15 protein-coding genes are annotated in these 14,939 nt (G+C 60.2%); 7 read left to right on the top strand and 8 right to left on the bottom strand.

Annotated elements, in window-relative coordinates; all coding sequences use genetic code 11:
- Positions 1-49: 49 nt before the first annotated feature.
- The 5 genes from GAL_RS07385 to GAL_RS07365 all read left to right on the top strand — a co-directional run bounded on the left by GAL_RS07385 (position 50) and on the right by GAL_RS07365 (position 6,264).
- Positions 50-1,306 (top strand): bifunctional alpha/beta hydrolase/OsmC family protein, encoded by a 1,257-nt coding sequence (locus GAL_RS07385; protein ID WP_024096963.1) that lies wholly within the window; start codon positions 50-52, stop codon positions 1,304-1,306.
- Positions 1,307-1,585: 279 nt separating this feature from the next.
- Entirely contained in the window at positions 1,586-2,890 is a 1,305-nt protein-coding gene (gene purB / locus GAL_RS07380) for an adenylosuccinate lyase (RefSeq protein WP_024096962.1), read from the top strand.
- A gap of 189 nt (positions 2,891-3,079) precedes the next feature.
- Positions 3,080-3,685 carry a tetratricopeptide repeat protein gene (locus tag GAL_RS07375; RefSeq protein ID WP_024096961.1) on the top strand — a complete coding sequence of 202 codons (606 nt, stop codon included), beginning with the start codon at positions 3,080-3,082 and terminating at the stop codon, positions 3,683-3,685.
- Positions 3,686-3,761: 76 nt separating this feature from the next.
- Complete coding sequence (locus GAL_RS07370; protein ID WP_024096960.1) at positions 3,762-4,958, top strand: flagellar motor switch protein FliG; 1,197 nt, start codon at positions 3,762-3,764, stop codon at positions 4,956-4,958.
- 370 nt (positions 4,959-5,328) lie between these two features.
- Positions 5,329-6,264: a lysophospholipid acyltransferase family protein gene (locus GAL_RS07365; RefSeq protein ID WP_024096959.1), complete on the top strand. Its 936-nt coding sequence runs from the start codon at positions 5,329-5,331 to the stop codon at positions 6,262-6,264.
- A 14-nt stretch (positions 6,265-6,278) separates the two neighbouring features.
- Here GAL_RS07365 and GAL_RS07360 read toward each other — a convergent pair whose 3' ends face one another.
- The gene (locus GAL_RS07360) at positions 6,279-7,010 is read right to left on the bottom strand and encodes a DUF1223 domain-containing protein (RefSeq protein WP_024096958.1); all 732 of its coding nucleotides are present in this window, start codon (positions 7,008-7,010) and stop codon (positions 6,279-6,281) included.
- A gap of 245 nt (positions 7,011-7,255) precedes the next feature.
- Here GAL_RS07360 and acnA point away from each other — a divergent pair, with 245 nt between their 5' ends.
- Together acnA and GAL_RS07350 are read left to right on the top strand one after the other, a co-directional pair.
- On the top strand, positions 7,256-9,943 hold the full coding sequence (acnA, locus tag GAL_RS07355; protein ID WP_024096957.1) for an aconitate hydratase AcnA: 2,688 nt from the start codon (positions 7,256-7,258) through the stop codon (positions 9,941-9,943).
- A 275-nt stretch (positions 9,944-10,218) separates the two neighbouring features.
- Positions 10,219-10,518 carry a putative quinol monooxygenase gene (locus tag GAL_RS07350; protein WP_024096956.1) on the top strand — a complete coding sequence of 100 codons (300 nt, stop codon included), beginning with the start codon at positions 10,219-10,221 and terminating at the stop codon, positions 10,516-10,518.
- A 75-nt stretch (positions 10,519-10,593) separates the two neighbouring features.
- Here the strand turns inward: GAL_RS07350 and GAL_RS07345 are convergent, their stop codons facing one another.
- The 7 genes from GAL_RS07345 to secF form a co-directional block, all read right to left on the bottom strand.
- Positions 10,594-11,133, bottom strand: coding sequence for a DsbE family thiol:disulfide interchange protein (locus GAL_RS07345; RefSeq protein ID WP_024096955.1), 540 nt, complete (start codon positions 11,131-11,133; stop codon positions 10,594-10,596).
- Positions 11,126-11,299 carry a heme exporter protein CcmD gene (gene ccmD, locus GAL_RS07340; protein ID WP_024096954.1) on the bottom strand — a complete coding sequence of 58 codons (174 nt, stop codon included), beginning with the start codon at positions 11,297-11,299 and terminating at the stop codon, positions 11,126-11,128. Before ccmD ends, GAL_RS07345 begins: the two co-directional genes overlap by 8 nt.
- Positions 11,296-12,027 (bottom strand): heme ABC transporter permease, encoded by a 732-nt coding sequence (locus GAL_RS07335; RefSeq protein WP_024096953.1) that lies wholly within the window; start codon positions 12,025-12,027, stop codon positions 11,296-11,298. Before GAL_RS07335 ends, ccmD begins: the two co-directional genes overlap by 4 nt.
- Before the next feature lie 45 nt (positions 12,028-12,072).
- On the bottom strand, positions 12,073-12,729 hold the full coding sequence (gene ccmB / locus GAL_RS07330; protein ID WP_024096952.1) for a heme exporter protein CcmB: 657 nt from the start codon (positions 12,727-12,729) through the stop codon (positions 12,073-12,075).
- Positions 12,726-13,352 carry a heme ABC exporter ATP-binding protein CcmA gene (ccmA, locus tag GAL_RS07325; protein ID WP_024096951.1) on the bottom strand — a complete coding sequence of 209 codons (627 nt, stop codon included), beginning with the start codon at positions 13,350-13,352 and terminating at the stop codon, positions 12,726-12,728. The genes ccmB and ccmA overlap by 4 nt, the downstream gene beginning before the upstream one ends.
- Before the next feature lie 97 nt (positions 13,353-13,449).
- Positions 13,450-13,803 (bottom strand): Mth938-like domain-containing protein, encoded by a 354-nt coding sequence (locus GAL_RS07320; protein ID WP_024096950.1) that lies wholly within the window; start codon positions 13,801-13,803, stop codon positions 13,450-13,452.
- 166 nt (positions 13,804-13,969) lie between these two features.
- The gene (secF, locus tag GAL_RS07315; RefSeq protein ID WP_024096949.1) at positions 13,970-14,938 is read right to left on the bottom strand and encodes a protein translocase subunit SecF; all 969 of its coding nucleotides are present in this window, start codon (positions 14,936-14,938) and stop codon (positions 13,970-13,972) included.
- Position 14,939 lies beyond the last annotated feature (1 nt).

Raw genomic sequence — 14,939 nt, 5'->3', positions numbered from 1 at the left:
CGCGCCAGTCGCCGCACCTTAGAGTGACCCCCAAATAAAGGCGAGCGATATGCCCACCGAACGCATTTCTTTTTCCGGCCACTCCGGTGACCAGTTGGCTGCGCGGCTGGACCTGCCCGAAGGGCCGATCCTGTCCTCAGCACTCTTTGCCCATTGTTTTACCTGTTCCAAAGATATCCCTGCAGCGCGTCGGATCTCGGCCCGTCTCGCCGCGATGGGCATTGCCGTATTGCGGTTTGATTTCACCGGTCTTGGCCATTCCGATGGTGAGTTCTCCAACACCAACTTCAGCTCCAATGTCGCCGATCTGGTGGCGGCAGGACAGTACCTGGCCGGGCGTGGGCTGGCGCCATCGTTGCTGATCGGGCATTCGCTTGGCGGCGCGGCAGTGTTGCGGGCGCGGGCCGGGCTGCCATCGGTGCGCGGGGTGGTTACGCTGGGCGCGCCCTCTGACCCGTCCCATGTGGCGCATCAGTTCGGTGCGGCGCTGGATCAGATTGAGACCGAAGGCGCCGCTGAGGTCTGTCTGGCCGACCGCCCGTTCCTCATCCGCAAGCAATTTGTCGATGATATCCGCAGCGAAGCGCTGACCAGCGCCCTTGCCGATCTGGATGCCGCGCTTCTGGTGATGCACGCGCCGCTGGATGCCACTGTCAGTATCGACAATGCCGCCGATATCTTTGTCGCCGCAAAACACCCCAAGAGCTTCATCACCCTGGATGATGCCGACCATCTGATCTCGCGGCCTCGCGATGCGGAATATGCCGCTGATGTCATCGCTGCCTGGGCCGGGCGCTACATCGATCTGTCGCCCCCCGCACCGCCCCCCGGCGCGCCTGAGGGCGTTTTGCGCGTCACTGAGGCGGATCCCAATGGGTTCTTACAGGATATCCAATCTGGCCCGCGCCATCACACCTATGCGGATGAGCCGCTGGCCTATGGCGGCAGCAATCGCGGCATGACGCCTTATGGGTTTATCTCTGCCGGGCTTGGCGCCTGCACCTCCATGACGATCCGCATGTATGCCCGCCGCAAGGGCTGGCGCCTGGAAGGGGTCAGCGTTGATGTCTGCCATGACAAAGTTCATGCGCAGGACGCGCTGCCTTCAGGTCCGGCGCAGATCGACCAGTTCACCCGCGTCATCTATCTGACCGGTGATCTGGATGCGGAGCAGCGCGCCAGACTGCTGGAGATCGCCGACCGCTGCCCGGTCCACCGCACGCTGGAACACGGGGCCAAGGTTACCACCCGTCTGGATAGCGCAGAACCGGAGGCGGAGGTGGATCCGGCGCATCTGCCCTTCTGATCCGAAGGGGCCATGAAGCACCTGGAGCACTGACACCCCGCCAAAGGGCGCGCAAACAGCTCTTTGGTACTGCTGATTTTGTGCAGACCGGGGCCATTCTCTCCCATTCTTGAATGGTTCCCAGACTTTCACGCGAGCTTTCAGGCCAGAAGAAACCTGTTTTTGCGGGCTTTCTGTCGCGGCGCACCGCCCTGCCCTTGCCCTGTAGGGCATGCTGCTCTAAGACCCGCGGCATCATCCGCTTCCCTTCTGCCCTGCTATGAAAAGGTGCTGCTGCCCATGATCCCCCGCTATTCCCGTCCTGAAATGGTTGCCATCTGGTCGCCGGAAACCAAATTCAAGATCTGGTACGAGATCGAGGCACACGCCTGCGAAGCCATGGCCAATCTGGGTGTGATCCCGCGCGAAAACGCCGACGCGGTGTGGAAAGCCAAGGATGTCGAATTCGACGTTGCCCGCATCGACGAAATCGAAGCCGTCACCAAACATGACGTCATCGCCTTTCTGACCCATCTCGCTGAGCATGTAGGTTCTGAAGAAGCGCGTTTCGTGCATCAGGGGATGACATCCTCTGACGTGCTGGACACCTGCCTCAATGTGCAGCTGGTGCGCGCTGCCGATATCCTGCTGGGTGGTATGGACAAGGTACTGGCCGCGCTGAAAAAACGCGCGCTGGAGCATAAAGACACCGTGCGTGTTGGCCGCTCTCACGGCATCCATGCAGAGCCCACCACCATGGGTCTCACCTTTGCCCGTTTCTACGCCGAGATGGACCGCAACAAACAGCGCCTGCAGAACGCACGCAGCGAAGTCGCCACTGGCGCGATTTCCGGCGCGGTTGGCACCTTTGCCAATATCGACCCCCGCGTAGAGGAACACGTCTGTGCGCAGCTCGGCCTGAGCCCCGAGCCGATCTCGACCCAAGTGATCCCACGTGACCGTCACGCAATGTTCTTCGCCACGCTGGGGGTGATCGCTTCCTCGATCGAGAACATCGCGGTGGAAATCCGCCACATGCAGCGCACCGAGGTGTTGGAGGGGGCGGAATTCTTCTCCATGGGGCAGAAAGGCTCCTCCGCGATGCCGCATAAAAAGAACCCGGTTCTAACGGAAAACCTCACCGGTCTTGCACGTCTGGTGCGCATGGCGGTGATCCCGGCAATGGAAAATGTCGCTCTCTGGCATGAGCGCGATATCTCGCACTCCTCCGTTGAGCGCGGCATCGGCCCCGACGCCACCGTGACCTTGGATTTTGCGCTGAACCGTCTGGCTGGCGTCATCGACAAGATGCTGGTTTTCCCGGAAAACATGCTGGACAACATGAATAAATTCCCGGGTCTGGTGATGTCACAACGGGTGCTGCTGGCCCTGACGCAGGCCGGTGTCAGCCGCGAAGATGCCTATGCCATGGTGCAGCGCAACGCCCTGAAAGTCTGGGAAGACCGCGTTGATTTCCGCGAATTGCTGCTGGCGGATGCTGATGTGGTTGCCGCCCTTGGCGAAGAGGCGATCAACGAGAAATTCGACATGGGCTATCACACCAAACACGTCGACACGATTTTCAAGCGGGTGTTTGGCGCCTAAGCCGTCGGCGATCTTCACTACAGATCCGGGGCCGTTCTGTCACAGACAGAGCGGCCCTTTTTCCTTTGGTCACACAGCGCTGGGATCACGTCTCACCGTCTTGTTATCGCGCAGCAGCGATCTACCGTCTAAGGTGAATCGATCCAACAGGCCGCAGACCTGCGGCGCGCGCGACAAAAGGACAAACTGATGCCTGCCATGCTGACACATAATGCCCCTAATGCCCGCTCTCTGCCTGCATCTGCGATGCGCGCCAGCTGCGCGACCCTGACCGCGCTGGTGCTCGCTGCGGCATTTGCCAGCGGCGCATTTGCCGCCGGAAGCGATGACAGCGCCGCGCCGAAACCAACCAACACGACCAAGTCCTGCAAGGGCGCGAAGGTCTGGGACGATCAGAAACAGCGCTGCGTTGCGCCCGAAAAATCCTCCCTGGACCCGGATGAGATGTATGACGCGGTGCGCGAGCTCGCCTATGCCGGGCGCTACAGCGACGCCCAGGCCGTGCTTGCGGCGATGCCTGACCAAACGGATAGCCGAGTGCTGACCTATTGGGGCTTCACCTATCGTAAGCAGGGCTATTCTGATCAGGCGATGTCCTATTACACTCAAGCCATCGCGCGGGATCCGCAGAACCACCTTGCGCGCTCCTACATGGGTCAAGGGTTTGTAACCGAAGGAAAATACGGGCTTGCACTGGAGCAGTGGAAAATCATCCGCGCCACCGGCGGCAGCGGCAGTTGGGCCGAAGTTTCCTTGCGGGACGCTCTTTTGTCCGGACAGACGCAAAGCTACTGATTTTCAGCATTTATTTACTGCTTTGCCCCTAGATTGGAGACAACAGAAAGAGAATCTTTTTGGCTAGGGCTCATAAATGCAGAATGAAAATGCTTTGGCGCTTCCCATGGCGGCCTCCTCAGATGATTTGGGTGATTTTTCCGCCCCTGCTCCGCTTGGCGGAATGGATTTCGGCGGGGACCTCGGCGGCGATATGGGAATGGGCGGCATGAGCGGTGGCGGCGCGCTGGATATGCCCGCAATGGGTGGTGGCATGCCCGCCAAATCCAAGCTTAGCGGCAAAGCAAAAGCAGCGATCGTGGTCCGCCTTCTGCTGAATGAGGGCGCGGATATCCCGCTAGAATCCCTGCCCGATGATCTTCAAATCGAACTGACACAGCAGATGGGCCGCATGGGGCTGATCGACCGCGACACCCTGCATGAGGTGGCCGGTGAATTTGCTGAAATGCTGGACAATGTCGGATTGTCCTTTCCCAACGGGCTGGCCGGTGCGCTCTCCGCGATGGAGGGCAAGATCAGCCGCCAGACCGCCAGCCGCTTGCGCAAGGAGGCGGGCGTGCGCCAGTTTGGCGACCCCTGGGAGCGTCTGCGTGCCCTGCCGCCAGAGGATCTCGCCGAACTGGCTGAGGCCGAAAGTACCGAGGTCGCCGCCGTTCTCCTGTCGAAGCTGGACACCACCAAGGCAGCGCAGATGCTGATCCACCTGCCCGGCCCGGTCGCGCGCCGCATCACCTATGCCGTCAGCCAGACCGCCGCCGTGACACCGGATACCGTCGACCGCATCGGCCTATCCCTCGCCGCGCAGATCGAAGCGCGGCCTGAGGTCGCCTTTGACGAAACCCCGGGCCAGCGCATGGGCGCGATCCTGACACAGGCCGCAGCTGGCAAACGCGACGAGGTGCTGACCGCCCTTGATGAGGAAGATGAAGAATTTGCTGGCGACGTGCGCAAGTCGATCTTCACCTATGCGCTGATCGCCCAGCGGGTAAGCCCGGTGGATGTGCCAAAAATCGCCCGTGTTCTGGCGCAGCAGGATCTGGTCACCGCCATCGCCTTTGCCACCGACGAGGAAGATGTTGAAACCAGTGAATTCATGCTGGCCAATATGTCCAGCCGCATGGCCAACAACATCCGTGAAGAGGTGAGCGAGCGCGGCAAGGTCAAACGCAGCGTCGGAGAAGGCGCCATGAGCACCATCGTCAACGCCCTGCGGGAGCTGGTGAACTCCGGTGAGGTTGAGCTTCGCTCCGCCGAGGAAGACGAAGAAGACTAGGCCTTTAACTATGGCCACCGCGAGATCACAGGGATCTCGCCCGGTGTTCCTTGCCTCACACCTCAGCTGCGAAGCGCCCTGCCAGCACCTGATCCTCGATGGGACAAGATGCAGGGCGATGCGGGACGCGGCGGCGGATCCGCGACTGTGTGTCCGAACTATAGTTGATCCAGCCAACTCCTTGCCGATCCCCTGCCTACGGATCCCTCTCTGATTTCTTGCCACAAGAGAGCCCAGAGCGCTGTCGGCGAGACAGTTGCACGATGGACAGCCAACGACTGCGGATCAGAGTCGGGCTTGCTTGTGCCCCTCCGCACTGGCGTTTATGGTCGCCGTTGAATTTGTCTCTCCAATTGCAGGCCGTCCGGACATGCCCGTTGATCCTTCCACCCTGTCCTTCGGCCGTCGTGCCAGTTACTACACCAGCAATCTGGCGCTGCGTGGCCTTATCGGGGCGCTTGGGCTGATCCCCTATGAAAAGCGTGTTCCTGCAATGGGCTGGGTGATGCGCAAGGCTGCCCCCTTGGTAGGATTTCACAAACGGATCCGTGACAATCTTGCGCTCACCTGCCCTGAGTTGCCGGAGGCGGATGTCGCCCGGCTCTGTGATGAGGTGAGCGACAATATCGGCCGTGTCGTCGCTGAACTATACGCCGGACAGCCGTTTCTGGAGCGCGCCCGGGCGGCACCGATTTCCGGCCCCGGCCTGCCTGCGCTGGACCGTGCCCGCGCAGAGGGGCGACCGGTCATTCTGGTCACCGGCCATTTCGGCAATTACGACGCCGCCCGCGCCAATCTGATCAAACGTGGCTTTGCCATGGGGGCGCTCTATCGCCGGATGGCCAACCCCTATTTCAACGACCACTATGTGCGGGCCATTGAGAAAACCGGCAAACCGATGTTCGAACAGGGCAAACGCGGCATGATGGAGATGGTCCGTCACCTGAAACAGGGCGGCATCATTGCGATTGTCGCGGACCTGCACGCCCATGGCGGGGTCAACATTGATTTCTTCGGTGAACCCGCCGTGACGTCCATTGTGCCAGCAGAGCTGGCGCTGAAATATAAGGCCGCGATGATCCCGGTCTATGCCATTCGCCAGCCCAACGGGCTCGATTTTGAGATTGTCGTGCAGGAGGAGATCGTCCCGTCTGATCCGGTCACCATGACAACCACCGTCTGCAAACGGCTGGAGGATCTGGTGCGCCAGCACATGGGGCAATGGTTCTGGGTCCATCGCCGCTGGAAACCCTATGTGCCGATCCCGAAATCCTCGCCGACAGGTCCAAGGTCCAGCCCTGACTGACCCCGGGATGCCGCTTAGTTGAGCGTCGCCGCCGCAAGGATGGCACCATAGGGCGCCTGCTGCACCAGCAGCGCCGCCGGACGCGTATCGGTCAGCGTCACTGTCAACTGCAATGTGCCCTGCCCGTCCCATTCGGCGACACGGTCCAGCTGCTCCACCACATTGGCATAATCCAGTCGCCGACCGGCCAGCTCACCACGAGAAATATCGACCGTTTTCAGCGGCGCATATCGCACCAGCTGTACCGAAATCGGGCCGGACAGCACCGGTGCGATATCTGCCCGGCGCAGCTCGACGGCGATTCCGCCCGTGCCGCTTTGGGTGCCATCGATGGTGATCGCAACGGGGGTTGAGCGTGCCTTATGTGCGGCGATCACATCACTCAGCTTCATCGCATTGGCCCCGACCACATCATCCTGACCGTTCACGATCATCTGCGGTGTGTAAACCATCTGGCGGCCGCCCTCATGGGCGTAGCCTTTCTGGCGGCGGGTATGGGATGGGTCGGCAAATTGATCTTTCCAGCCGATATAGTCCCAATAGTCCACATGCAGTGCCAGGGGCAGTACATCCGGCCGCGCCGTCAGCTGCTGCAGCAACGCATCGGCAGGCGGACAGGAGGAGCAGCCCTGCGAGGTGAAAAGCTCCACCACCACCAGATCCGTGGCCGGTCCGCTGCTCTGGGCGGCGGCCCCGGTCGGCAGTGTCATCCACATGGCCATAACAAGCGATGCGATAAATTTCATGCAACGAACCCTTTTTGCTCTGATCAAACGATGTAACGGCGCCGGATTGAAATGACCAATCAATCATTCTTGAGACCGTCGTGCGCAGGGCAATTTGAGGCGAAATGCGACGTTCGCACAAATTTTGTGTACTATTGCATACAAAAATGCCATCTGCGGCGTTTCAGCTATTGAATGCACGCCCGACCTGTTGCAGATAGCCGGTAGCGAATTCCCTGTATTCACATCCCAGAGGGAGGCCAAACATGCCTATCACCGTCGGACAGGACAATGCCAAGACGCGCCGCAAGCTGAGCGCGGGTGGCAAGTCAATCTCATATTACTCGATCCCCGCAGCCACCGAGGCTGGTCTTGGGGATTTTGCCAAACTGCCCGCCGCCCTGAAAGTGGTGCTGGAAAACATGCTGCGGTTTGAGGACGGCGGCTTCTCGGTTTCCACTGACGACATCAAGGCCTTTGCCGAATGGGGCGCCAACGGCGGCAAGAACCCTCGCGAAATCGCCTATCGCCCTGCCCGCGTGCTGATGCAGGATTTCACCGGCGTTCCCGCCGTTGTGGACCTTGCCGCCATGCGCGACGGCATCAAGGCGCTCGGTGGCGACGCCCAGAAGATCAACCCGCTGAACCCGGTTGATCTGGTTATTGACCACTCCGTCATGATCGATGAATTCGGCAACCCGCGCGCCTTCCAGATGAACGTCGACCGCGAGTATGAGCGCAACATGGAGCGTTACCAGTTCCTGAAATGGGGTCAGGGCGCGTTCAACAACTTCCGCGTTGTGCCTCCGGGCACCGGTATCTGCCACCAGGTGAACCTGGAATATCTGGCCCAGACCATCTGGTCGGACGAAGATCAGAACGGCGATATGGTCGCCTATCCTGACACGTTGGTCGGCACCGACAGCCACACCACAATGGTCAACGGCGCAGCCGTTCTGGGCTGGGGTGTTGGCGGTATTGAGGCCGAGGCCGCGATGCTGGGTCAGCCGATCTCCATGCTGATCCCTGAGGTTATCGGCTTTGAGCTGACCGGCGCCATGGTCGAAGGCACCACCGGTACCGACCTCGTGCTGAAGGTTGTGGAAATGCTCCGCGCCAAAGGTGTGGTTGGCAAATTCGTAGAATTCTACGGCAAGGGTCTGGACACATTGCCGCTGGCAGACCGCGCCACCATCGCTAATATGGCGCCCGAATATGGTGCGACCTGTGGCTTCTTCCCGATCGATGATGAGACCATCCGCTATCTGCGCAACACCGGCCGCGACGAAGACCGTATCGCGCTGGTCGAAGCCTACGCGAAGGAAAACGGCTTCTGGCGCGATGCGGACTATGCTCCGATCTACACCGACACGCTGAGCCTCGACATGGGCACTATCGTGCCTGCGATCTCCGGCCCGAAACGTCCGCAGGACTATGTTGCCCTGACCGGCGCAAAGGCTGCGTTCCGCAAGGAAATGGAAGAGACCTTCAAGCGGCCCATGGGCAAGGAAGTCGCCGTCAAAGGCGAAGACTACACCATGGAAAGCGGCAAGGTCGTGATCGCCTCGATCACCTCCTGCACCAACACCTCCAACCCTTATGTGATGATCGGTGCAGGCCTCGTGGCGCGCAAGGCCGCTGCACTGGGCCTGGATCGCAAACCCTGGGTCAAAACCTCGCTTGCGCCCGGCTCGCAGGTGGTTTCCGCCTATCTGGAGGCCGCAAACCTTCAGGAAGATCTGGACAAGGTCGGCTTCAACCTGGTCGGCTATGGCTGCACCACCTGTATCGGCAACTCCGGCCCGATCCAGCAAGAGCTGTCCGACGCCATCGCCGAGGGTGATCTGGTCGCGACCTCCGTCCTGTCCGGCAACCGCAACTTCGAAGGCCGCATCAGCCCCGATGTGCGCGCCAACTACCTGGCCTCGCCGCCGCTGGTTGTCGCTTATGCGCTGGCGGGCACCATGGACATCGATCTGGCAACAGATCCGATCGCACAGGACAAGGACGGCAATGACGTCTATCTGAAAGACATCTGGCCGACCCAGAAGGAAATTGCTGATCTGGTCGAAGCGACCGTGACCCGCGAAGCCTTCCTGTCGAAATATGCCGATGTGTTCAAAGGTGACGAGAAGTGGCAGGCGGTGGAGACCACCGACGCGGAAACCTATGACTGGCCTGCAGCCTCCACCTACATCCAGAACCCGCCCTACTTCCAGGGTATGGGCTCTGAGCCAGGCACCATCTCAAACATCAAGGATGCAAAACCGCTGCTGATCCTTGGCGATATGGTCACCACCGACCACATCTCCCCTGCGGGTTCCTTTGCAACTACCACCCCGGCTGGCCAGTATCTTCTGGACCGTCAGGTACAGCCGCGTGAGTTCAACTCCTACGGCTCACGTCGTGGGAACCACGAGATCATGATGCGCGGCACTTTTGCCAATATCCGTATCAAGAACGAGATGCTGGATGGCGTCGAAGGTGGGTATACCAAGGGCCCCGATGGTCAGCAGACCTCTGTCTATGAGGCCTCCATGGCCTATCAGGAACAGGGCACCCCGCTGGTGGTCTTTGGTGGTGAGCAGTATGGCGCGGGCTCCTCTCGCGACTGGGCGGCCAAGGGCACGGCCCTGCTGGGCGTCAAGGCTGTCATCGCCGAGAGCTTTGAGCGCATCCACCGCTCCAACCTGGTTGGCATGGGTGTGATCCCGTTTGAGTTCACTAGTGGCGACACCCGCAAATCGCTGAAGCTCACCGGGGATGAAACCGTCTCGATCCACGGTCTGGACACCATCAAACCTCAGGAAGAGGTCTCCTGCGACATCACTTATGGCGATGGCACGACCAAGACCATCACCCTGAAGTGCCGTATCGATACCGCGCCAGAGATTGAATATATCGAACATGGTGGCGTGCTGCACTACGTGCTGCGCAACCTCGCCAAATCGTAAAACTGGCGCAGGTTTCCTGCGACCCAAACACAGAAAACGGGCGCCACAGCGGTGCCCGTTTTTATTTATGATACGAAGACCTACTTCCCGGCACCCGTATGAAGGGCACCTGCGACTCTGGCTTCCCTTACGTTAACTTCTGTCTGGACGGCACAGCGTTTAGCAGTCTAGCATTCGAGATGATGGTCAGCCCATCACGATGCACTATCTGCGTCTAAGACAACAAAACATGCCCTGCCAACCCCGGTAGCAAAGCAACCACAAACGGATAAACCGTGACAAATACCCCTGAAAAAGAAGCCATTATCGTCACCGTGAAAGCGGTTCCTAGCCTGTTCGACGAGTTGGTTGAAATAACGCAGACGATGATGCCGGAGACCCGCGCGTTTCCTGGCTGTATCGAGGCACATCTGCTGCTGGCCCCAGAGCGCGAAGAGATGGTGATTTTTCAGATCTGGGAAAGCAGCGAGGCCCAGAGCGCCTATCTGACCTGGCGCGCCGAAAAGGGGGATTTTGAGCGTCTGGGCGAACTGATCCACGATGAGCAGATCTTCCGCACCTATACGCTTGGCTGACACCAAGAAGTGGCGCCAAAAATTGACCCGCTTGGGTTTGTGTCCAATTGCGCGCCTTGCGGCACCGGACACGGATCAGTTCTGCGCCGCACGCTCCAACGCCGGGCGCAATGTACTGTCAATCACCCGCTGTGTGATGGGACCCGCAAAGCGCAGGATGATGGTGCCCTTCCCGTCGATCACATAGGTTTCCGGCACGCCATAAACGCCCCAATCCAGCGCCATCCGTCCGGCCTCATCCCGGCCGATGGCGCGATAGGGGTTGCCCAGTTCCTCAAGGAACCCAACCGCGTTGTCTTCCTGATCCTTGTAGTTGACCCCGTAGATCGCCAGCCCTTCCTCGGACAATGCGTCCAGGCTCGGGTGTTCCACTCGGCAGGGACCACACCAGCTGGCCCAGAAATTCACCAGTTTTACAGTGCCATCGCGCAGGGTGGCATCATCAAATCCGGGGTCGTCAGCAAAGGCGGTCAGCACAACCGGCGGCGCCGTCTGCCCTTCGCGCGCCGACGGCAGGCTCTCGGGATCGTCGCGGAACATTCCAGCCAGAAACAGCGCGACAAGCCCGCCAAAGACCAGCACCGGCAACGCCATCACAGGAGAAACCTTAGCCATTGTGCGCATTCCCCCGGCTCTGCATTCGCTGTTCCATCTCCTGCATCTCGCGCCGTACCCTACGGCCACGAGCAAATGTCATCAGCAGCAGTGCCAGTAACAAAAGCAGAGAAGCGGCATAGGAGGACAGCACCTCAACCGCATATTTTCCAAGATCCGGCATCATGCTTGCATCCTTTCCCGCAGCATCAGGGCGCGCATCCGACGAGCGCGGATCTCTGTGCCGGTACGATAGAGCACCAGCGCCAGAAACAAGAGGCCAAAGCCAATCATGCAGACATAGAGCGGGTTGGAAAACGCATCCGCCACGTTCTCCTCCTTGTCCAGCGACAGCGACGCCCCCTGATGTAGCCCCTGATTCCAGAAGTTGACCGCATAGCGGCTGAGCACCGCAAAGACCGAGCCGACCAGACACAGGATGGAGGTCAGATCAGCGGCAGTATCCGGGTCCTCGATCGCTTCCCAGAGCGCGATATAACCAAGATAGAACAGAAACAGCACCAGAAACGAGGTCAAGCGTGGATCCCATTCCCACCAGGTGCCCCACATCGGCTGGCCCCAGAGCGCCCCGCTGATCAGCGCAATCAGCGTCATCACTACCCCGATGGGGGCCGCAGCCTTTGCCGCCAGCGCGCTCACGTGATGGCGGCGTACCACCCAGATCAGCGAGGCGACCAGCATCATGAACCAGGCGTTGATCGCAATCAGTGCTGCGGGCACATGCAGGAAGATGATCTTGACGGTAGAGCCCTGACGGTAGTCATCAGGCGTGAAGAAGAACCCCCAGATCAGCCCAACCGTGCACAGCACAGAGGCCGAGACCCACAGCGCAGGCATCACCCGTTCCGATGTGGTCAGGAACTTCTTTGGATTGGCGTATTCCCAGATCGACATAGTGGCTATTTAGCTCTTGCTTGAAGGGATCTCAATTCATTCATCCTAGCGCAAATTGACGCGTAGGACGGCGGCGCTGGCAAAGGGCAGCAGCGCCAGCGTGGCGGCCGAAATACCGGCCAGCATCAAGAGCGGCGTCTCCACCGCCATACCTGCCGCACCCCGCCGCGCCGCTTCTGCGCCGAATATCAGCGTCGGCACGTAAAGCGGCAGTAGCAAAAGTGACATCAACAGCCCGCCCCGCTTCAACCCCACTGTGAGTGCGGCGCCGAAGGTACCGATCACCGACAGCGCGGGCGTGCCCAGCAGCAGCGAGACAACCAGCCACAGAAAGCCTGCGGTCGGCAGGTTAAGCAGCACGCCCAGCACAGGGGCCGCCAGCACCAGCGGCAGGCCAGTGGTGATCCAATGGGCCAGCGCCTTGATCGTCACGACAGCTTCGAGCGGCAGCGGAGCGGTGGCCATCAGATCCAATGTGCCATCCTCCCAGTCCAGCGCCAGCAGCCGGTCCAGCGACAACAGGCAGGCCAAGAGCGCACCAAGCCACAGCACACCGGGGGCAATGCGGCCCAGCAGCTCTGACTGCGGCCCGACAGAGAACGGCACCAGCACCGTCACGATCAGGAAAAACGCCAGCCCCAGACCAAAGCCGCCGCCTGCGCGCAAGGCCAGCCGCAGGTCCCGCAGCAACAGCGCCCTCACAGGAAGGCTCCGTCGAAGTTGTCCAGATCCGGCAGCTTCGCGCGAAACCGGCTGATATCCAGCGTGTCGCCGTCAAGGCCAAGATCGATGTGAGTGGCAATCAACGCCGCACCGCCGCCCGCCAGATGCCCCTGCACCACATTCGCAAACTGCTGCACCGAGGCCCGGTCCAGACTGACCGTCGGCTCATCCAATATCCAGTAGCGCCGCCCGGTGACCATCAAACGCGCCAGCCCCAGACGGCGTTTCTGACCCGCTGACAAGGCTCCCGCAGGTCGGTCCCGCAGGTCGCGTAAATCAAAGGCATTCAGCGCGGCATCAATATCGCCTGTGGCAAAGATTGCCGCCCAGAATTTCAGGTTCTCCGCCACCGTCAGGGTCAGTTTTATTCCATCGGCATGGCCTGCGTAGACGATGTCGTCTTCCTCTCCGGCCCCGTCAAATGTCATCTCACCTGCCAGAGGCGGTTGCAGCCCTGCAATGGTACGCAAGAGCGTGGTCTTGCCACAGCCGTTCGGCCCCCGCAGGATCAGTGCCCGCCCGGGCGTCAGCGCGAAATTCACGCCCTCCAGCACCGGCACGCCGCCACGCGCGATGCTCAGCCCTGCGATGGTCACTGTCATGAAATTCGCCTACCTCTTTGGTTCTTGGTCGAAAAACCTGATCCCGCGCGGCCTGTCCTTGCGCCAGATCAAGCCTGTTTCCATCATGGACAGGTGATCAGACCGCAAGCGCCGCAAGGGCGATCCGGCGACCTTCTGAGAGGAGGACGTTATAGGTCCGGCAGGCAGCGGGAGAGTTCATCGCCTCCACCCCGATCCCGGCCCCTTCCAGTTGCTGGCGCAGGCTTGCCGGGATATGCGCAACTTCAGCCCCGGTGCCGATGAACAGCACGTCAACCTCACCTGCTAGTGCCAATAGCGGATCAGCGTCCTCATAGCCGCCCCACCCCGTGGTCCCCGTTGCCCCGGTCAGGATATCGCCCTGATACACTTCCCCTCCAACGCGAAAGAACCCCGGACCGTAGCCATCAATCGGCAAGGCGTCGGTATAGGCAACTTCGTTCAAACGCATGCTGTGCATCCTCTGTAGCTGGTCGGCTTGCGGATATGTGACCGCGCCCTGCCCGGCTGCATAACATGTCAGCCCCGCTGACAAAATAGCGCGACACCAAGGCACCAACAAAAAGAGGCCGCAGCCCGGGGCTACGACCTCTGATGCTCATATCACTTGACGCCGGTCAGGCGTCAATATTGGCGAACTGGTTGCCGGTGGTATTGCTCGGCTTCGTCCAATCCCGCTTTACACCTAGCCACAACAGGATGGTGGAGGCGACAAAGATCGACGAATAGGTGCCGATGATAACGCCCCAGATCATCGCAAAGACAAAGCCCCGGATCACGTCACCACCCAGCACATAAAGCGAGACCAGCGCCAGCAATGTGGTCACCGAGGTCATCATCGTCCGGCTCAGGGTTTCGTTGATCGAAATGTTCAGAACCTCCGCGAGCGGCTTCTTCTTGTAGCGGCGCAGGTTCTCGCGCACCCGGTCAAACACCACCACCGTATCGTTCAGCGAGTAGCCGACGATGGTCAGCAGCGCCGCGATGATCGCCAGATCGAACTTGATCTGGAGTTCGGAGAAAACACCGATGGTCAGCACCACATCATGCACCAGTGCCGCGACGGCCCCCAGCGCAAACTGCCATTCAAAGCGCAGCCAGATGTAGATCAGAACCGCCCCAATCGCGAGCGCAACCGCCAGAACAGCTGTCTGCACCAGCTCACCCGAGACCTTGGGGCCTACGGATTCCACCGACACAAACTTGATGCCCGGCGCCACGGTGTCCAGCGCGGCATTTACCTCGGCAATCATCTCACCAGAGATCGATTCACCATCGGCCTGCGCCTGAATACGCACCATAGCCACATGCTGATCCTCACCGAAAGTGGGGTCAAAGACCTCACTGATGGTGATATCGCCCAGCTCCAGCGGCTCCAGCGCAGCCCGGTAAGTGCCCACGTCAATGTCCGTGGTGCTTTCGGTACGGATGGTTGTACCGCCCCGGAAGTCGATGCCGTAGTTAAGCCCCTGCAAAGCGAATGAGGCAAAACCCACAACGATCATCACAGCAGAAATGCCCAGCCAGAGTTTCCAGCGCTTGAAGAAATCAAACGAGGTGTTTTCGGGAATTAGTTTCAACCGCATA

Source organism: Phaeobacter gallaeciensis DSM 26640 (assembly GCF_000511385.1).
Taxonomy (GTDB): Bacteria; Pseudomonadota; Alphaproteobacteria; order Rhodobacterales; family Rhodobacteraceae; genus Phaeobacter; species Phaeobacter gallaeciensis.
This window is presented reverse-complemented; position numbering and strand designations above follow the sequence as displayed.

Bases quoted from the DNA above. Each gene is read 5' to 3' on its own strand.
- GAL_RS07385 (WP_024096963.1), top strand. From the start codon at position 50: ATGCCCACCGAACGCATTTCTTTTTCCGGCCACTCCGGTGACCAGTTG.
- purB (WP_024096962.1), top strand. From the start codon at position 1,586: ATGATCCCCCGCTATTCCCGTCCTGAAATGGTTGCCATCTGGTCGCCG.
- GAL_RS07375 (WP_024096961.1), top strand. From the start codon at position 3,080: ATGCCTGCCATGCTGACACATAATGCCCCTAATGCCCGCTCTCTGCCT.
- GAL_RS07370 (WP_024096960.1), top strand. From the start codon at position 3,762: ATGCAGAATGAAAATGCTTTGGCGCTTCCCATGGCGGCCTCCTCAGAT.
- GAL_RS07365 (WP_024096959.1), top strand. From the start codon at position 5,329: ATGCCCGTTGATCCTTCCACCCTGTCCTTCGGCCGTCGTGCCAGTTAC.
- GAL_RS07360 (WP_024096958.1), bottom strand. From the start codon at position 7,010: ATGAAATTTATCGCATCGCTTGTTATGGCCATGTGGATGACACTGCCG.
- acnA (WP_024096957.1), top strand. From the start codon at position 7,256: ATGCCTATCACCGTCGGACAGGACAATGCCAAGACGCGCCGCAAGCTG.
- GAL_RS07345 (WP_024096955.1), bottom strand. From the start codon at position 11,133: ATGGCTAAGGTTTCTCCTGTGATGGCGTTGCCGGTGCTGGTCTTTGGC.
- ccmD (WP_024096954.1), bottom strand. From the start codon at position 11,299: ATGATGCCGGATCTTGGAAAATATGCGGTTGAGGTGCTGTCCTCCTAT.
- GAL_RS07335 (WP_024096953.1), bottom strand. From the start codon at position 12,027: ATGTCGATCTGGGAATACGCCAATCCAAAGAAGTTCCTGACCACATCG.
- ccmA (WP_024096951.1), bottom strand. From the start codon at position 13,352: ATGACAGTGACCATCGCAGGGCTGAGCATCGCGCGTGGCGGCGTGCCG.
- GAL_RS07320 (WP_024096950.1), bottom strand. From the start codon at position 13,803: ATGCGTTTGAACGAAGTTGCCTATACCGACGCCTTGCCGATTGATGGC.
- secF (WP_024096949.1), bottom strand. From the start codon at position 14,938: ATGCGGTTGAAACTAATTCCCGAAAACACCTCGTTTGATTTCTTCAAG.